This window comes from Roseovarius sp. TE539, from assembly GCF_003298505.1.
In the GTDB taxonomy this organism is placed as follows: Bacteria; Pseudomonadota; Alphaproteobacteria; order Rhodobacterales; family Rhodobacteraceae; genus Roseovarius.
This window is the reverse complement of record NZ_QNGB01000001.1, coordinates 81,312-97,648: the sequence shown is the minus strand read 5'-3', so window position 1 is coordinate 97,648 and position 16,337 is coordinate 81,312. Positions and strand designations below refer to the sequence as shown.

At 65.2% G+C, this 16,337-nt stretch carries 16 protein-coding genes and 1 pseudogene; 8 read left to right on the top strand and 9 right to left on the bottom strand.

The window, feature by feature from the left end; translation table 11 throughout:
* The first annotated feature begins 81 nt into the window (after positions 1 to 81).
* Together DQW77_RS00490 and DQW77_RS00485 are read left to right on the top strand one after the other, a co-directional pair.
* Positions 82 to 891, top strand: coding sequence for a taurine ABC transporter ATP-binding protein (locus DQW77_RS00490; protein WP_113256210.1), 810 nt, complete (start codon positions 82 to 84; stop codon positions 889 to 891).
* A complete protein-coding gene (locus DQW77_RS00485; RefSeq protein ID WP_113256209.1) occupies positions 888 to 2,153 on the top strand; it encodes an ABC transporter permease in 1,266 nt (421 codons plus the stop codon). The genes DQW77_RS00490 and DQW77_RS00485 overlap by 4 nt, the downstream gene beginning before the upstream one ends.
* 9 nt (positions 2,154 to 2,162) lie before the next feature.
* Here DQW77_RS00485 and DQW77_RS00480 read toward each other — a convergent pair whose 3' ends face one another.
* The 5 genes from DQW77_RS00480 to DQW77_RS00460 all read right to left on the bottom strand — a co-directional run bounded on the left by DQW77_RS00480 (position 2,163) and on the right by DQW77_RS00460 (position 6,765).
* Positions 2,163 to 3,029: a class I SAM-dependent methyltransferase gene (locus DQW77_RS00480; protein ID WP_113256208.1), complete on the bottom strand. Its 867-nt coding sequence runs from the start codon at positions 3,027 to 3,029 to the stop codon at positions 2,163 to 2,165.
* Positions 3,026 to 4,000, bottom strand: a complete 975-nt coding sequence (locus DQW77_RS00475) for an agmatinase (protein ID WP_113256207.1) — start codon at positions 3,998 to 4,000, stop codon at positions 3,026 to 3,028. The genes DQW77_RS00480 and DQW77_RS00475 overlap by 4 nt, the downstream gene beginning before the upstream one ends.
* Positions 3,993 to 4,835: a C40 family peptidase gene (locus tag DQW77_RS00470; protein ID WP_181711164.1), complete on the bottom strand. Its 843-nt coding sequence runs from the start codon at positions 4,833 to 4,835 to the stop codon at positions 3,993 to 3,995. The genes DQW77_RS00475 and DQW77_RS00470 overlap by 8 nt, the downstream gene beginning before the upstream one ends.
* Positions 4,836 to 4,929: 94 nt before the next feature.
* Complete coding sequence (locus DQW77_RS00465) at positions 4,930 to 6,315, bottom strand: M17 family metallopeptidase (protein WP_113256205.1); 1,386 nt, start codon at positions 6,313 to 6,315, stop codon at positions 4,930 to 4,932.
* Between the two features lie 69 nt (positions 6,316 to 6,384).
* A complete protein-coding gene (locus DQW77_RS00460; protein WP_258523621.1) occupies positions 6,385 to 6,765 on the bottom strand; it encodes a hypothetical protein in 381 nt (126 codons plus the stop codon).
* A gap of 147 nt (positions 6,766 to 6,912) precedes the next feature.
* Here DQW77_RS00460 and DQW77_RS00455 point away from each other — a divergent pair, with 147 nt between their 5' ends.
* Entirely contained in the window at positions 6,913 to 7,563 is a 651-nt protein-coding gene (locus DQW77_RS00455; RefSeq protein WP_113256204.1) for a carbonic anhydrase, read from the top strand.
* Between the two features lie 146 nt (positions 7,564 to 7,709).
* On the opposite strand, the pseudogene DQW77_RS18430 reads toward DQW77_RS00455, so the two are convergent.
* Positions 7,710 to 7,868 (bottom strand): annotated as a pseudogene (locus DQW77_RS18430) (pyridoxamine 5'-phosphate oxidase family protein); the annotation flags it as partial.
* A gap of 157 nt (positions 7,869 to 8,025) precedes the next feature.
* Complete coding sequence (locus DQW77_RS00445) at positions 8,026 to 9,651, bottom strand: DUF4139 domain-containing protein (protein WP_113256203.1); 1,626 nt, start codon at positions 9,649 to 9,651, stop codon at positions 8,026 to 8,028.
* Between the two features lie 159 nt (positions 9,652 to 9,810).
* On the opposite strand from DQW77_RS00445, the gene DQW77_RS00440 reads away from it, so the two are divergent.
* A complete protein-coding gene (locus DQW77_RS00440) occupies positions 9,811 to 10,284 on the top strand; it encodes a relaxase/mobilization nuclease domain-containing protein (RefSeq protein WP_258523620.1) in 474 nt (157 codons plus the stop codon).
* A 17-nt stretch (positions 10,285 to 10,301) separates the two neighbouring features.
* Here DQW77_RS00440 and DQW77_RS00435 read toward each other — a convergent pair whose 3' ends face one another.
* Together DQW77_RS00435 and DQW77_RS00430 are read right to left on the bottom strand one after the other, a co-directional pair.
* On the bottom strand, positions 10,302 to 11,324 hold the full coding sequence (locus tag DQW77_RS00435; RefSeq protein WP_113256202.1) for an aspartate-semialdehyde dehydrogenase: 1,023 nt from the start codon (positions 11,322 to 11,324) through the stop codon (positions 10,302 to 10,304).
* 81 nt (positions 11,325 to 11,405) lie between these two features.
* Complete coding sequence (locus tag DQW77_RS00430) at positions 11,406 to 12,335, bottom strand: histone deacetylase family protein (protein ID WP_113256201.1); 930 nt, start codon at positions 12,333 to 12,335, stop codon at positions 11,406 to 11,408.
* Positions 12,336 to 12,572: 237 nt separating this feature from the next.
* Between DQW77_RS00430 and rsfS the strand changes: the two genes are divergently transcribed.
* The 4 genes from rsfS to DQW77_RS00410 all read left to right on the top strand — a co-directional run bounded on the left by rsfS (position 12,573) and on the right by DQW77_RS00410 (position 16,336).
* Entirely contained in the window at positions 12,573 to 12,953 is a 381-nt protein-coding gene (gene rsfS / locus DQW77_RS00425) for a ribosome silencing factor (protein WP_404947917.1), read from the top strand.
* The gene (gene rlmH / locus DQW77_RS00420; protein ID WP_113256200.1) at positions 12,954 to 13,424 is read left to right on the top strand and encodes a 23S rRNA (pseudouridine(1915)-N(3))-methyltransferase RlmH; all 471 of its coding nucleotides are present in this window, start codon (positions 12,954 to 12,956) and stop codon (positions 13,422 to 13,424) included.
* A 255-nt stretch (positions 13,425 to 13,679) separates the two neighbouring features.
* Positions 13,680 to 15,197, top strand: coding sequence for a 2,3-bisphosphoglycerate-independent phosphoglycerate mutase (gene gpmI / locus DQW77_RS00415; protein WP_113256199.1), 1,518 nt, complete (start codon positions 13,680 to 13,682; stop codon positions 15,195 to 15,197).
* Complete coding sequence (locus DQW77_RS00410; RefSeq protein ID WP_258523619.1) at positions 15,194 to 16,336, top strand: murein hydrolase activator EnvC; 1,143 nt, start codon at positions 15,194 to 15,196, stop codon at positions 16,334 to 16,336. Before gpmI ends, DQW77_RS00410 begins: the two co-directional genes overlap by 4 nt.
* The last annotated feature ends 1 nt before the right edge of the window (position 16,337 follow it).

Genomic DNA, 16,337 nt, shown 5'->3' with positions numbered 1-16,337 from the left:
CGGATCACCGGCAGGGGCGGGCTTCGTCACGGCGCGCCCGTCCCCGCCGCACCCCGGCCATGACGGACAGGAGGCGTGGCGATGTCCACACTGACCATCGAGAACCTGTCGATGCGTTTCGACCTGCCCAACGGCGAGCATGTTCAGGCGCTGAAGGATGTCTCGCTCGAACTCGGAACAGGCGAGTTAATGAGCGTTCTGGGGCCTTCGGGCTGCGGCAAGACGACCCTGTTGAACATTGTTGCCGGGTTCCTGGCCCCGACCGAGGGGCAGATCACCCTCAGCGGGCACAAGGTCAGCGGCCCCGACGCGGAGCGCGGCATGGTGTTTCAGCAGGGGGCGCTTTTCGAATGGATGAGCGTTCGCGACAATGTGAGTTTCGGGCCCCGGATGCGGGGGCAGCGCAAGGCGGAATACAAGGAAACGGTCGATCACCTGCTGGAGGTGGTGGGCCTGAAGGATTTCAAGGAGAAGGCGGTTTACGAGTTGTCGGGCGGCATGCAGCAGCGCGTGGCGTTGGCACGTTGCCTTGCCAACGATCCGGACGTGATCCTGATGGACGAACCGCTGGGTGCGCTGGACGCGCTGACGCGCGAGAAGATGCAGGGCCTTGTTCTCAAGCTCTGGAAGGAAACCGGCAAGACCATCATCCTTATCACCCATTCGGTCGAGGAGGCGCTGTTGCTGGGTGAGCGCCTCCTGGTGATGGCGCCCCGCCCCGGGCGTATCCACAAGGAATACCGCCTGCCCTTTGCCGATAACGGCGTCGGCAAGGATCTGCGCGAGGTCAAGAAAGACCCGGAATTCGCAGTCAAGCGCGAGGAAATCCTTTCGATGATCTGGGATATGGAAGAAGAGATCATGGGCCGGTCCGAGGGGGCAGGCGCATGACCTTGCTGTTGATATATGTCGCGGTTTTCGCGGTTGCCTTCGCCGTGGTGCGGCTGGGCCTTAAGCGGATGATGGAGCGGCACGATTTCACGTCGCTCAAGACGGTCACGTTCGGTGACGAAAGCGCCGTGAGGCCGGACCGCTGGGCGAGCGTGATATCGGTGATCACGATATTCCTGCTGTGGGGCGCGTTCACCGGATCGTCCTGGGTGCCCGTACATGCGCCCGGGCCTTTCGTCGGCGATACCGAATTCACCTACACCCTTGAGGCGCCGGACGGCCGGACCGACGATGCGACGATTTTCGCCCGCGTGTTCCGCGTCGGCGACGATGTGCAGGAGCGCGAGATCGAGCCCGGTGAAGGGTTTGCCAAGAACGACACGATCACCGTTGGCGCCTGGCGGTCGGACCTGATCCTGATGGACCGCAACGACGAGGTGACGCGCAAGGACGGGGCGCAGGTCATCGCCGTGGACGGCAAACCCATCACGCCCGGCAAGACGGTGCGCGTGGACGACGGCAAGGTGGTGATGTCCTCCAAGGGGTCGCTCAATTTCAGCCCGGCCAAGGGCATGCAGATGGAGCCGATATGGCTTCCGCCCCCCGAGGACGTGGTGGCGCGCGTGGGCGAAATCTCACGCGAGGGGTATCAGAACTTCACGCTCTGGGAACACCTCTACTGGTCTTTGTACCGCGTTATCGTCGGCTTCTTCTTCGGGGCGCTCGTGGGGATCCCGCTGGGCTATGCGATGGGATTGAGCGACTGGTTCCGCGGCTGGTTCGATCCGATCGTGGAATTCATGCGTCCCGTGCCGCCGCTGGCCCTCATTCCACTGGTGATCATCTGGGCGGGTATCGGTGAGAGCGGCAAGATCATCCTTCTGTTTCTTGCCGCGTTGTGGATCATGACGATATCGGCGCGGGCTGGCGTTTCGGGAGTGGCGATTTCGAAGGTCCATGCGGCCTATTCGCTGGGAGCCTCCAAGTGGCAATTGATGCGCCATGTGATCATGCCCAATTCCCTGCCCGAGATCTTTACGGGTGCGCGGGTGGCGATGGGTGTCTGCTGGGGCACGGTGGTTGCCGCGGAACTGGTGGCGGCGGAAAAGGGCGCCGGCATGATGATCATGGTCGCCAGCCGGTTCCAGCTGACCGATATCGTGATCATGGGGATCATCCTGATCGGGATCATCGGTTACGGCATCGACATCCTGATGCGCAAGGCCGAGGCATGGCTTGTGCCGTGGAAGGGCAAGATCTGAACCCGTTGCTCAGGCGGGAGTTCTGGCGCGATAGAGGTTGAGCCGCGCCGGCACACGCAGGCCGTGATCGGTTTCGAAGGGAACGAAGGCCTCGGCAACGGCGCGTTCGATCTGCATCGCGTCAGCCTCGGAGGCGCCGAATTCCCGGATCATCCGTGCGGCCATTCCGACCTCGCAGGCAAAGGCGGCGGTTTCGGCTGCGGTGCCCGGCGGCGTGAGCGAAATCTCGGCAATCTCGGCAGTTGCCTCTTCAAGCCCGGCCTCGGCAAGCAGACCAAGAACGTGATCGGTGTCCTGAAAGGCCATGGGACCGGGCGCATGGGGATCCGGCGCAGGCATGTCGCCCAGTTGATCCGTGGCGGCCCGGCGCGGAATGTCGAACCATGGGTTATGTGCCACCCCGGCCCAGGCCACGAACGTCAGCTGCGCGCCCGGCACCAGGGCGCCCGAGATATTGGCGAAGGCGGCAGGCGGATCGGCGAAGAACATTACCCCGAATCGCGACATCATGCGATCGAACCGCGCCTGCGGAAAATCATGTGTCTGGGCGTCAACGTTGAGAAAGGTGGTGTTCTGCAGCCCCGCCGCTGCCGCGCGTTCCCGCGCCCGGTCAAGGAGCGTTGGCGAAATGTCGGCGCCGGTCACATGGCCCGAGGCGCCGACCATGCGCGCGGCTTCAAGGGTGCTGGCGCCGGTGCCGCAGCCGATATCGAGAATTCGATCACCGGGCGCGGGCGAAGCGGCGGCGACCAACAGATCCAGTACCGGCGTCATCAGCGCGTCAAGCTGTGCCTGATGCCCGACCCATTTTGGACCCGCCTCGGTGGTCCAGTGTTCGGCCTGATCGGCGTTGGCCTCGTTCGATGAAACGGTCATGCCTTGCCTTCCCGGGCATGTTGCCCGGCCATCACGCACAGAAGCTCGAACATGATCGACGCACCAAGGAATGCGGTGCCGCCGGAGGTGTCGAATGGCGGTGACACCTCGACCAGATCGGCGCCGGCGATATCCAGCCCTTCGAGCTCCCGCACCACCTGCAGCGCCTGGAAACTGTTGGGTCCGCCGACTTCGGGCGTGCCGGTGCCGGGTGCGAAGGTGGGATCGACGAAATCAATGTCGTAGCTCACATAGGTCGGTCCGGCGCCGACGATCTCGCGGGCCTCTGCCATCACGTCCGCGACGCCGCGAGCGAAGAATTCCTCGATCAGGATAAGCCGGATTCCATTGGCGGCGGCGAAATCGCGATCCTCGGTGTCATACATCGTGCCGCGCAGCCCGATCTGCACGACCCGGCCCGGGTCCAGCAGCCCCTCTTCCACGGCGCGCCGGAAGGGGGTTCCGTGGGTGTACATCGTCCCGTTGAAATAGGAATGGAAGAGATCCGTGTGGCTGTCGAAGTGGATCATGCCGAGCGGCGCCGTCCTGGCCAGCGCGCGCAGCACCGGCAGCGATGCCAGATGATCACCGCCGGCGGTGAGCGGGATGATGCCGGCGCCGGACACCGCATCGTAGAATTCGGTGATGCGCGTCATGCTGTCGGGAATGTCGGCGGGGTTGGGGCCAACATCGCCGAGATCGGCGCAATTGGCGGCCTCGAAGGGCCGCATGCCGGAGGTCGGGTGCTGAGCACGGATCATGGTCGACGAGTCGCGCAGTTGCCGGGGCCCGTGGCGCGGCCCGGGCCGGTTGGTGGTGCCGCTGTCCCAGGGCACGCCGATGAGACCGATATTGACTTCTGGTAGGCGCGGATGGTTCTGCGGGACATGTGGCAGGCGCATGAAGGTGGGCACCCCGGCGAAGCGCGGCAGATCAAACCCGGAAACCGGGTGAAAGAAGGTGTCAGCCATGGAGTTCCTCCAATCTCTTGCGCGCGGTCACCGGGCCGTCCCCCTGCGCGGCGATTCTGTCAATGGCATCCTGAAGGTCTTCTTGGCCTACCGCCATCTGAAATGCATTGGCGTGAAGAAGGGTTCCGGGATCGGACACCCACGCCACATGCCCGTTCCAGAACAGAAGGTCGCCGCGGCGCAGCGGCGCCTCAGGCGGCAGGGCGGTGCCAAGCGCCGCCTCCTGCTGATCGCTGTCGCCGGGGCACGGGATGCCGCAGGCCAGGCACCCGGCCTGTATCAATCCCGAACAGTCGATCCCGGATGCCGAATTGCCGCCCCAGAGATAAGGCGTGCCGAAAAACAACCCGGCCACTGCGACGGGATCTCGCGAAAGGCTGTCGGCGGGTTCAAGATGCGCGGCGGGGACGAATCCGTGCGGGGTTTCGGCGAAGCGGTCTTTCACGGCGATGACATGCAGCAGGCTGCCATGGGTCAGGAGAGCCCTTTCGCGCTGCTTGATGTCCGGCACGGCGTAAAGATGCGTGGCTCGCGCGGCGACCCGGTGGGTCGGTTCGGGACCGGGCGGGGCAAGGTCGGTTTCCGGAACATACCCGACGAACCGGTCGCGGGCGGATTGCACGAAGCACCACCCCTTCCGCCACTCGAACACGGTAACGGCGGACCCGAGGGGCAATTGCCGTTCGCGCGGGCCGCAGGGGCGGTGCAGCAGATCGGAAAGCGGTGCCGTGATCCGGGCCGGCCGGCCTTCGACGAAGGCATCGGCCGACAACTGCCCGCGCAGATGCGCGGCAGCGACACGGCCGTTGGCCGGGATGAGGCGCGGATCGGTCACGGCTGCACCGGAGGGGCGCCGCCCCTCTTGCCCCGGCCCCGGCCGGGGCAATTCACCCCGGAGTATTTCCGGAAAGATGAAGGAACCGGGCGGGTCATAGCCCCAGTGCCCCCGGCAATGCGTCCAGCAGGGCGCGCGCCCCCATCCCCACGCCGCCCTTCGGGCGCGCGGGCGCATCGGCGGGGGTCCAGCCGTAGATGTCGAAATGGGCATATCGGCCCTCTCCTGCGAAGCGCCGCAGGAAGAGCGCGGCGGTGATCGAGCCGGCGAACCCGCCTTTCGGAGCATTGTCGAGATCGGCGATCCCGGGTTCGATCATCGCTTCGTAGGGGGTGTGGAAGGGCAGGCGCCAGACCGGATCGGCAACCCGTTCCGCCGCGCGCTCCAGGGCGTAGGCGACGTCCGTGTCATCGGTGTAGTAGGGGGCCAGATCGGGCCCGAGGGCGACCCGTGCCGCGCCGGTCAGCGTGGCCATGGACACGGTCAGCGCCGGCTCATCCTCGCCGGCGAACGCCAGCGCGTCGGCAAGCACCAGCCGGCCCTCGGCATCGGTGTTGTTGACCTCGACCGTCATGCCGTTGCGTGCCGTGAGGATATCGCCGGGGCGGAAGGCATCGCCGGAAATCGCGTTCTCGACCGCGGGGATCAGGACCCGCAGGCGCAACGGCAGATCAAGGGCCATGATCATCCGGGCAAGCCCGAGGACCGTCGCGGCGCCTCCCATGTCCTTCTTCATCAGGGCCATGCCCGTGGCCGGCTTGATGTCGAGCCCTCCGGTATCGAAGCATACGCCCTTGCCGACCAGCGTCAGCGTGGGGCCGGCATCGCCCCACTGCATGTCGAGCAGGCGTGGCGCACGGTCAGGGGAGGCCGCACGTCCGACGGCGTGGATCATCGGAAAATTGGCATCGAGCAGATCGGCGCCGCGCGTGACCGCGCATTCCGCAGCGAAATCCTTTGCGAGCGACATGCAGGCGGCCTCGAGATCGGCCGGGCCCATGTCGGAGGCTGGCGTGTTGATAAGGTCGCGGGTCAACGCCTCCCCCGCTGCGATCGTTTCGAGCCTTGAGGACTCGACGCCGTCCGGGGCGATCAGTGCGGCCTTGGAGGCGGATTGCTCACGGTAGCGGTTGAAGGAATATCCGGCAAGGAGCCAGCCCAAGGCCTCTTGCGCGGCGCGGTCGGGGGGCAGACCTTCGAGCCGGTAAGTGCCTTTTGGCAACCCGGAGGCCACTGTGGCGAGATGAAAGCGGCCACGGGCCCGGGTTTGCGCGGTTCCGTAGCCCGCCAGCACCATCGCCATGGCGCCATCCGGACCGGGAATGCGCAACGTGCTGCCGGCGGCACCGGTGAATCCGGCGCTGCGCGCGAAGCGGGCATTGAAATCGGGCTGGCCCGCGGCCCAGTCGTCGAATTCGTCCTGGTCGATCACATGAACCGGGATGGCGTCGGCGTCGGCGGGGGCGAACTTGAGGGTCATGCGGGCGCCTTTGCGGGATGATTGCAACAATGCCCACAGCCTACCGGTCCGTGCGGCGCCCGCAAGCCGTCAAATGGAGAGGTCCTGCAATTCCCAGGCTTCGCAAAGCGAGCGTTCGCCGACACGGAGAAGGCGCGCCAGGGTCGCGGCGAGGGCGGTCCTGTCCTCAAGGTCGATGCAGGCCGTGACATCCGCGGCCACGCGGGCCAGCAGGTGAAGCCCGATCTGTTCGGATATGGCGATGAGGCTGTGGGCCGATCTTCGCATATCATCTCTTTTGTCGCGACGGTGGCAACTTTCGGCATGGGTCAGGCGCAGCGCCAGTTCCTCGAGGGCGCGGCAGACAACGTTTTCGGCACCGGCCTTGCCGAGCCGGTCATAAAGCAGCCTGAGCCGGGCGGAATCCAGGTGAACCGCCTCTTCCTGTTCCAGCATCCTGACCTGTTTCACGAATCCATCCTGTGTCTCGCGCCCCCGAGCACGGAAGCATGATGTGGCCAAGGAGTTCCCAAATCCTTTCGGAACGCCGGAATTGTCGCTCGAATTCATCGACAATCCCCGTTATTGACGGTCGGGAAACGCAGGAAGAAACAAGACATGAAGAATGCGCGGCCTTTGCCAACCTACCTGGTTCACCGTTATCACGGCTGGAAGGCGACCTCTTATGCGGACAATCAGAGCTGGTACCGGCGGCTTGCCGGGGAGGGGCAGCACCCCCGCGCGATGATTATCTCGTGCTGCGACAGCCGGGTGCATGTCACGTCGATATTCGGAGCTGACCAGGGTGAGTTCTTCATCCACCGCAACATTGCCAATCTGGTCCCGCCGCACGAACCCGACGGGGCGCAGCATGGCACGTCCGCGGCGCTGGAATACGCCGTGACGTCCCTGAAGGTGGCACATGTGATTGTCATGGGGCATTCGAACTGCGGCGGCGTGCGCGGTTGCCATGACATGTGTTCCGGCAATGCCCCGGCGCTGGAGCAGAAATCCAGCTTTGTCGGACGCTGGATGGACATCCTGCGCCCCGGTTACGAGCGTGTGAGCGGGATATCCGACGAAAGCGCGCGTATCCATGCGCTGGAAAAGGAGGCGGTGCTTGTCTCGCTCGAGAACATGATGAGTTTTCCCTTCGTGACCGAGGCGGTCAATGCCGGTCTGCTGACGCTGCATGGTCTGTGGCTGGATATCGGCGAAGGGCGGGTCGAGCAATACAGTGCCAGCACCGGGGATTTCGTTCCGATCTGACCGGTGCCGCGCGGCATGTCAGTAAAGTGTGCGGTGGTAGCGCGCCTCGACCGCGGCCTGCGATGTGTCGCTCGCCGTTTCACCGGAATGGTCGCGCGGCCGTTGACGCGCAGGGTTTCGTCCACGGACGGGATAAGAAACAAAAGCGCCACCTGCGGGTTCCTGAGGAGATTCAGCATCCCGTCAAGCCGGTTGTTGCCGGGGCGGTCGGGAATCAGCAGATGGCGATCATCCTCTACCTTGACGAACCCGGCCGGGTCGCCTTTGGGCGAAACATCCAGAGTGACACCATCGGTGGTTGCCAGAACGAGGAACGGGGCGTGTGCGATGAAGCTTCGGCAATGGTCGTCGAAGTGTTCGATCACCTTGCGTGTGGCGCGCGGTGAGGGCTCCCCATAAAGGGCGCGCAGGCGGTTTTCGGTCATTTCGGTCATGATGGCCCTCCACTCATCCGCGGCCTTGTCAGCGCAGGACCATTCCCTCGGGCCAGTCCAGTTCATACTCCAGAAGGATATCGCGGCTCTCGCCGGCCGGCAGGTCGAACTCCCATGCCATCACGCCGCGTTTGCCGTCGATATCGGTTTCCGATGGTGCGGGATCGGCATTCCAGCTGAGTTCCAGGTCTTCCTGTTCTGTATAGGGCACCCGATCGAGAACGCGCAGCGGCCAGTCGGCCCCGGTCAGGTTCTCGATGTTCAGACGCACGCCCTCGGTCAGGGTGTTAGAGGTCGTCAGAACGCCGCGATCGCCTTCGGTCCGGTCAAGGATCACCCGGTCGAGGCGAAGGCCGTCTATCGGTCCGAAGGACAGTTCGGCCTCGCCACCGGCGGGCAGCAATTCGAGATGACGCCGGGCGACGAAACGGCCGTCTAGATGGAACATGGCCTGGGCCGAGGGAAGGATCACCTCGCCGGTATCATTGGTGATCCTGGCAGTCAGGAAGGCGCGGTCATCGGCGCGCGGGACAGCCGTGGCGACCAGGTCGGCCCGGGTCCGGAGCGTGTCAAGCGACAGTCGAACCCGATCCGCGCGCGATGCGATGGAAACCGGGTCGGGGTAACGGTAAGAGGCCACGAGCCCGTCGAAATCGGCCATGGCGTCGATGCGCAGGGGGGCGGGGGCGTCTGTTCCGGCGGCGTTTTGCGCCTCCTTCAGGGTATCGGTCCGCGGTTCGGCCAGCGAGGGCGACGGGCGGTCTTCCTCGATGCGGCGCAGCCGGGGAAAGATCTCGCTCGGCTCGGTCTGGTCGCTGGGGCGTCCGGTTTCGAGGGTGAGGTCGATACCGGTCCAGTTCTCGCCCGTTCTCTGGGTGACGAACGCGCCGCGGTTGATATCGAGCATGCCGGTCTCGCGGGAGAGATCGAGGTCGTAGACCGGGTGCCAGGACGCGTCCGCGATCGTGTATGTCACGATCGCGGAGCCTTCGGCCGGAGTGTCCGAAGAAACCGCCACCGAGAGCATGGCATTCTCCGGCTTTCCGGGGACAAGAGCGGCCAGTTCGGCGCGTGCCCGCTTGAGTTCATCCTCCAGGCCGGACAGGGCGCGGTTCGCGTCATCGGCGCGAAGTCCTGCGGCGTGGGCCTGCTGTTTGGCCGCCAGAGTTTCGTTTCCGATCATTCGCGACAGGTCGCGGAGCGCGCCAACATCCATGTCGGCGACGATATTCGCAGTGGCCAGACTTTCGAGAAACGAGTTTCGGGCGCGCGCGGCATCCTCTTCGAGGCGGATCGCAGCCACCTCCGCGCGGCCGGTGCGCAACTCGGCCTCGAGACGTTCGACCTTGGCGCGGGCGGACGCAATCGCCTCGGTGGTTTCAGGGTCCCGGGGCGGTACGAAATCGTTGCGGGCGGTGACACTGCCCATGACCGCGCCGTCAACCGATACGGTCACCGACTCGAGCGGTGTGCCGCGCGGCAAGTCGGTCAGGACAAGCGCATGGCGTCCGGCGGGCATGGAAAAAGGCACCTCCCGGGTGACCGTGGCGCCCCGCGGATAAACGGTGGCCGACGTTACCGCGCTGCGCAGCGCGATGTCGTCGGCCAGGAGAGTGCTCGGCATGACAAGAAGGCACAGCGAAAGGAGGCGCATCGGAAATACTCCGGATCGGAACCGTATCGCTCCAAGAGTGCGCGCGTGGGCGGCCGGTGGCAAGCCCACGGGGCATTTTCCCGGATCGAAATGGCCGTTGGCGGTGGGAATCCGCCGGCGTTTAACGATTTGCAAAACTTTTTGCAGCGGAGTGAGAGCATGATGATGCAACAGTTGGAAATCCGGATGCACCGCGAACTGGTCCGGGCCGCCAGGCACCTGGCGCGGGAACGGGACATTACCACGGGGCAGCTTGTGCGGGACCTTTTGTCGCGCGAGGTTTCGCGCCACAACCGCGCGAAGCCGCCTGTCAGGGCGGATGAGCGGCTCGTCGCACCCTTGCGTGCGCGCCTCGCCGTTGACCTTGCCGGCGCGGAGGGCTGGACGGATCTGGATCGCCGCCTGCGCGCAAGGGGTTATGTCCTGCGTGCTGCCGGGGGCGGCCTGGCGCTGCATGACTGGCCCGGCGACAGACGCATCTGCAAGGCCTCGGAGCTGGGTTTCAGCTACTCCCGCCTGATGCGCCGCTTCGGAGCGCCCTTTCCGGGCCACGGCCACACATGGCTGGCTGATCGGATGCTCGCATGCCCCGCCGGCGAGGACGACGCGGGTTCCGACGCGACCGCACGATAGTCAATCCGCCCTTGCCCTCACCCCTTCTGCAGGACGCGGCTTCCCAGGGTCTCGGCGATCTGAACCGCGTTGAGTGCCGCGCCCTTGCGCAGGTTGTCGGAGACGCACCACAGGTTCAGCCCGTTCTCGATCGTGCCGTCCTGGCGGATGCGGCTGATGAAGGTTGCGAAATCGCCCACGCATTCGACCGGCGTGACGTAACCGCCGTCCTCGCGCTTGTCGATCACCATGATGCCGGGGCTTTCGCGGAGGATGTCGCGGGCCTCGTCCTCGTCGAGGAAATCCTCGGTCTCGATATTGATCGCCTCGGCATGGCCCACGAAGACCGGCACCCGCACGCAGGTCGCCGTGACCCTGATCGACGGGTCGACGATCTTCTTGGTCTCGGCGACCATCTTCCATTCCTCCTTGGTCGATCCGTCCTCCATGAAGACGTCGATATGGGGAATGACGTTGAAGGCGATCTGCTTCTGGAACTTCTTCGGCGCGACCTCGTCGGTGGGGTTGTAGACGGCTTTGGTCTGGTCCCAGAGTTCGTCCATCCCTTCCTTGCCGGCCCCCGAGACCGACTGGTAGGTCGAGACCACAACCCGCCTGATCGTCGCCCGGTCATGCAGGGGCTTCAGGGCCACCACCATCTGCGCGGTCGAACAGTTGGGATTGGCAATGATGTTCTTCTTCGCGTAGCCCTCGACGGCCTCGGGGTTCACCTCGGGAACAACGAGCGGCACGTCCGGATCGTAGCGGTAGAGCGAGGAGTTGTCGATCACCACGCAGCCGGCTTTCGCGGCCCGGGGGGCGTAGGTTTTCGTGGCGTCCGAGCCGATGGCGAAAAGCGCGATGTCCCAGCCGGTGAAGTCGAACGTGTCAAGATCCTGCGTCTTAAGCGTCTCGTCGCCAAAACTCACCTCGGTTCCCAGAGAGCGGCGGCTTGCAAGAACCGCGATCTCATCCACGGGAAACTGGCGCTCGGCCAGGATGTTCAGCATTTCGAGGCCCACATTCCCGGTGGCGCCCACGACGACGATCTTGTAACCCATGACGGGCAAACTCCTTCAAATCCGGTCGAACCTGCGCATACCGCACCGCAGCACCGGAATAAAGCGGATTCCGGTCGCGGGTCAGGCCGCCCCCCGTGCGATCAGGACGTCGACATGGGCCGCGGCGCTGGCGGCCAGCGCGGCGAGGTCGTAGCCGCCTTCGAGATTGGAAACCAACCGTCCGCCGCAATGCGCATCCGCCAGATCGCAAAGGTGTTCGGTGGCCCAGGCGAAATCCTCCTCGACAAGGTCGAGCTGGGCCAGCGGGTCGGCCCGATGGGCGTCGAACCCGGCCGACACGATCAAGAGTTCGGGCGCGAACTCCGCGATCCGCGGCAGCACCGTTCCCGTCATAGCGGCGCGGAACTCGGCGCTTCCGGCACCGGGCGGCAGCGGGACGTTGAGCACATTGTCATGTGCGCCTGTCTCATGCGCGGCCCCGGTACCCGGCCAGAGCGGCATCTGGTGGGTCGAACAGAACAGCGCCCGCGCCTCCGCCTCCAGCAGGTCCTGGGTGCCGTTGCCATGGTGAACGTCGAAATCCATCACCGCCACGCGCCGCAGGCCGTGATGATCGAGTGCGTGCCTTGCCGCTACCGCCACGGTGCCGAACAGGCAGAATCCCATCGGTGTGGCGGTTTCCGCGTGATGCCCCGGCGGCCGGCAGGCGACGAAGGCGTTCGCGGCCTCGCCCGCCATCACCATGTCCACCGCGCGCACCGCCCCGCCGGCCGCCCTGTAGGCGGCGGCCAGCGTTCCGGGCGACATGAAGGTATCGCCATCCAGTTGTATCAGCCCGGTTTCGGGCGCAGCGGCGCGCAAACGCTCCAGGTGCGCCGGCGGATGCACGCGCAGAAGATCGTCCTCGGCCGCCATCGGCGCGTGCACATGTTCGAGTGTCTTGCCCTCCAGCGCGGCGAGCACGTATTCCAGTCGCGCGGGCCGCTCGGGATGGCCTTCCGGCATGAGGTGCTTCAGGCCGTCAGGATGGGTGATCAGGGCGGTGGTCATCGTGGTCTCCGGTTCTGCCGTGGCGCAGGGAACGCGAAAACCGCGCCGCTGTCCAGTGTCCGGGGCGCCTTGCGTCCGGCAGGTTCCCGCAACGGGATTGCCGCATGACATTGAGATTTCACGAATCGGGTGTTACCTTAACGACATGCCCGGCACCGGGGCGGATCGGTGCGTGCAACGAAGGAGGACAATGTCCTGTCTTTTACTGCTGACGCGGCCGAAGCCGCCGATACCGGGGTGCCCGGCGTGGCACCCGTGATAAACGCAACGAGCGAAACGCAGCTTGAGCGGATTCTTTCCTCACTGAGCGAAGACAAGGCCGAGGAAATCGTGCAGATCGACCTGCGCGGCAAATCGGCCATGGGCGATTACATGGTGATCTGCTCGGGCCGGTCCTCGCGACAGGTGATCGCGATCTCGGAAAAGCTCGTCGACCGGCTCAAGCATGAGCTGGGCACGGCGGCGCGGATCGAGGGAAAGGAAACCGGCGATTGGGTGCTGATCGACACGGGCGACGTGATCGTCCATGTGTTCCGCCCCGAGGTGCGCGATTTCTACCAGCTCGAGAAGATGTGGCTTCCGGCCACGCAGCAGGCGGCCACCGCGCCGCGCGGCTGAATGCGCGTTCATGTCTGTGCCGTGGGCCGGCTGAGGGCCGGCCCGGAGCGGATGCTTGTCGAAGATTACCTGTCCCGCTTCGATCGAACGGGCCGGGGCCTTGGGCTGGGTCCGACAAAGCTTCACGAGGTCGAGGATCGCAAGGGCGGTGGCGCGACGGGCGAGGCGGTACTGCTGACGCGTGCGGTTCCGAAGGGGGCAGTCCTGCTGGCGCTTGATGAACGCGGGAAGACCGTGACATCGCCGGAATTCGCGGCGCTCATGGCGCGCTGGCGCGATGCCGGCCGTGGTGACGCGGCCTTCGTGATCGGCGGGGCCGACGGACTTGATCCGGCGCTGCTTGACCGCGCGGACACGACCCTTTCTTTCGGGCCGATGGTCTGGCCACACATGCTGGCCCGGGTGATGCTGAGCGAGCAGCTATACCGCGCCGCCGCGATCCTTGCCGCAAGCCCCTACCACCGGGCGTGAAGCGGGCGTCAGGCCGGATGCTTTCCGCAGGCCGCCGGCAGCGGGCAGGAACGTGCCGCGCTGCGGCTCTACCGGTGTGCCGGCTTTGGACCGCACGGATGCTGCATTCGCCGCGCAAGCATGGCGCCCGTCGGGACTTCGACATCGGGAGGGTCCCGGACCCGCCGGCCCGATGTCCATGGCAAGCAAAGACGAAAACCGGTTCACCCCGCGGCTCCGAGGCGTTAGAACCCAATCGTTGAGGCAGGAGACACCATGAGTACGCATAAACCCGTCGTTCTTTGCATTCTGGATGGATGGGGCCTGTCGGCGGATCGCGAGGCAAATGCGCCGGTTCTGGCCGACACGCCGAATTTCGACCGTCTGATGGCGACCTGTCCCAATGCCACGTTGATCACCCATGGGCCGGACGTGGGCCTGCCGACCGGGCAGATGGGCAATTCGGAAGTCGGACACACGAACATCGGTGCGGGGCGCGTGGTGGCAATGGATCTTGGAAAGATCGACCTTGCGATCGAGGATGGCAGTTTCGCCGCCAACGATGCGCTGAGGCGGTTCATCGCGCGGCTTGAAGAGACCGGCGGCACCGCGCACCTGATGGGCGTGGTTTCGGATGGCGGCGTGCATGGGCATCTGCGCCATGTCGTGACCGCCGCTGAAATCATCGCAGCGGCGGGGGTGCCCGTGGTACTGCACGCGGTTACCGACGGGCGCGATGTCCTGCCGCGATCTGCGCCGGAGTTCTTTTCCGGCCTTGAAGATTCGCTGCATGCAGGGGTTCGGATCGGCACCGTCACGGGCCGTTACTTCGCGATGGACCGTGACAATCGCTGGGATCGTGTTTCAAAGGCCCATGCGGCCATGATTCACGGTCACGGCCTGCACGCCGGGAACGCAGATGACGCGATACGCGCCGCCTATGACCGCGGTGAAAGTGATGAATTCATCACGGCCACCGTGATCGGCGATTATTCCGGCGCGCAGGACGGCGATGGTTTCTTCTGCCTCAATTTCCGGGCTGACCGGGCGCGCGAGATTCTGCGCGCCATTGCCGATCCGGAATTTGACTGTTTCGAGACGGGTTTGTCGCCTGATTGGGCGGCGCTGCTCGGCATGGTGGAATACTCCGAGACACACAACGCCTGGTTCGATACCGTTTTTCCGCCGCGCGAGATCGCCAATACACTCGCTGCCTGGGTGGCGGGACAGGGTCGCACCCAGTTCCATATCGCGGAAACCGAGAAATATCCGCATGTGACCTTCTTTTTCAACGGTGGCGAGGAAGAGCCTGAAGACGGCGAGGTGCGCTACATGGCGGCATCACCCAAGGTGCCGACCTATGATCAGAAACCGGAAATGTCCGCCGTGGAGGTGACCGACAAGCTGGTGGAGGCGATTGACGCCGATTACGATCTGATCGTGGTGAATTATGCCAACCCGGATATGGTGGGCCATACCGGCGACCTGAAGGCGGCGATAGCGGCTTGCGAGGCGGTCGACAATAGTCTCGGCCGGGTTCTGGAGGCGTTGGAGACGGCAGGCGGTGCGATGGTCGTAACGGCCGATCACGGCAATTGCGAGGTGATGATCGACCCTGAGACTGGCGGCCCTCACACCGCGCATACGGTCAATCCGGTGCCCGTGGTCCTTTTCGGTGGCCCTGACGGGGCGCGGCTTGCGTCCGGTCGGCTTGCGGATCTGGCGCCGACACTGCTGGACCTGATGGAACTTCCGAAACCGTCCGAGATGACGGGCAAAAGCCTGCTGGCATGATGTTGCGCGGAACGATATTTTCCTTCGGTTTGATCCTGATCCTGGCCGGGGCGTCAATGGCACAGGTGGATCCGGCCGCGGCCGCGCGCGAGGCGGCAAGGAAACTGGAGGCGGCGACCGATGCGCTGAACGAGGCCGAAGGCGCGCGCAATCGTGTTCGGGCCTTGACGCAGACCCTGCGCGCCTACGAGGACGCCCTTGCCGCCATGCGCGAAGGGCTGAGGCGCGCGGCGGTGCGTGAAGCGGCGCTGGAACGCGAACTGAGATCGCGCGAGGAAGAGACGGCGCAGCTTCTGGGCGTGCTGCAAACCTTGAGCGGCGCGCCCGCGCCGTCTCTCCTGCTGCATCCGGCGGGTCCGGTGGGGACCGCCCGTTCGGGGATGATCCTGGCCGAGGTGACTCCGGCCCTGAACCGCCGCGCCGAGGAACTGCGCCGCAAACTTGACGAGATGCGCGTGCTTGGGGCCCTGCGCGAAACGGCGGCGGAGCAGCTCAAGCAGGGGCTGATCGGGGCGCAGGAAGCGCGCGTGGCCCTCAGCCAGGCGATCGCGGACCGCACCGGCCTGCCGCGGCGTTTCAGCGCGGATCCGGTCAAGGCCGCGCTGCTTGTCGCCGCAACCGAGTCGATGAAGGATTTTGCCGCCGGATTGGGGCAGATCGCCGTTGATGAGGTCGAGGGCAGCCTGCCGGGAATATCGGATCGCAAGGGTGAGCTTCCGCTGCCTGTCCGGGGGCGCATCCTGCGCCGCGCCGAAGAGCCTGACGCGGCAGGGATCAGCCGCCCGGGTATCTTGATCGCGACGCGCCCCGGCGCGGTCGTCACCACCCCGGCTGCGGCAACCTTGCGCTACCGCGGGCCGCTGCTGGATTACGGCAACGTGGCCATTCTGGAACCCGAGGCAGGGATTCTTCTGGTCATCGCCGGCCTTGACGTGATCTATGGGGAAACCGGGCAGGTGCTGCCGGGCGGCAGCCCCGTCGGCCTGATGGGCGGTGTGACCCATCAGGATGGCGCGGTTGTGACCGCCCCGGAACAGGAGACGGGTGCGGAACGGAGCGAAACGCTCTATATTGAAGTGCGAAAGGACAATTCGCCGGTCGATCCGGAGGATTGGTTCAGGACAGACAAGGATGATTGAT

Bases quoted from the DNA above. Each gene is read 5' to 3' on its own strand.
- DQW77_RS00430 (WP_113256201.1), bottom strand. From the start codon at position 12,335: ATGACCACCGCCCTGATCACCCATCCTGACGGCCTGAAGCACCTCATG.
- DQW77_RS00440 (WP_258523620.1), top strand. From the start codon at position 9,811: ATGATGATGCAACAGTTGGAAATCCGGATGCACCGCGAACTGGTCCGG.
- DQW77_RS00475 (WP_113256207.1), bottom strand. From the start codon at position 4,000: ATGGCTGACACCTTCTTTCACCCGGTTTCCGGGTTTGATCTGCCGCGC.
- DQW77_RS00465 (WP_113256205.1), bottom strand. From the start codon at position 6,315: ATGACCCTCAAGTTCGCCCCCGCCGACGCCGACGCCATCCCGGTTCAT.
- rlmH (WP_113256200.1), top strand. From the start codon at position 12,954: ATGCGCGTTCATGTCTGTGCCGTGGGCCGGCTGAGGGCCGGCCCGGAG.
- DQW77_RS00490 (WP_113256210.1), top strand. From the start codon at position 82: ATGTCCACACTGACCATCGAGAACCTGTCGATGCGTTTCGACCTGCCC.
- DQW77_RS00445 (WP_113256203.1), bottom strand. From the start codon at position 9,651: ATGCGCCTCCTTTCGCTGTGCCTTCTTGTCATGCCGAGCACTCTCCTG.
- DQW77_RS00410 (WP_258523619.1), top strand. From the start codon at position 15,194: ATGATGTTGCGCGGAACGATATTTTCCTTCGGTTTGATCCTGATCCTG.
- DQW77_RS00480 (WP_113256208.1), bottom strand. From the start codon at position 3,029: ATGACCGTTTCATCGAACGAGGCCAACGCCGATCAGGCCGAACACTGG.
- DQW77_RS00485 (WP_113256209.1), top strand. From the start codon at position 888: ATGACCTTGCTGTTGATATATGTCGCGGTTTTCGCGGTTGCCTTCGCC.
- DQW77_RS00435 (WP_113256202.1), bottom strand. From the start codon at position 11,324: ATGGGTTACAAGATCGTCGTCGTGGGCGCCACCGGGAATGTGGGCCTC.
- gpmI (WP_113256199.1), top strand. From the start codon at position 13,680: ATGAGTACGCATAAACCCGTCGTTCTTTGCATTCTGGATGGATGGGGC.
- DQW77_RS00455 (WP_113256204.1), top strand. From the start codon at position 6,913: ATGAAGAATGCGCGGCCTTTGCCAACCTACCTGGTTCACCGTTATCAC.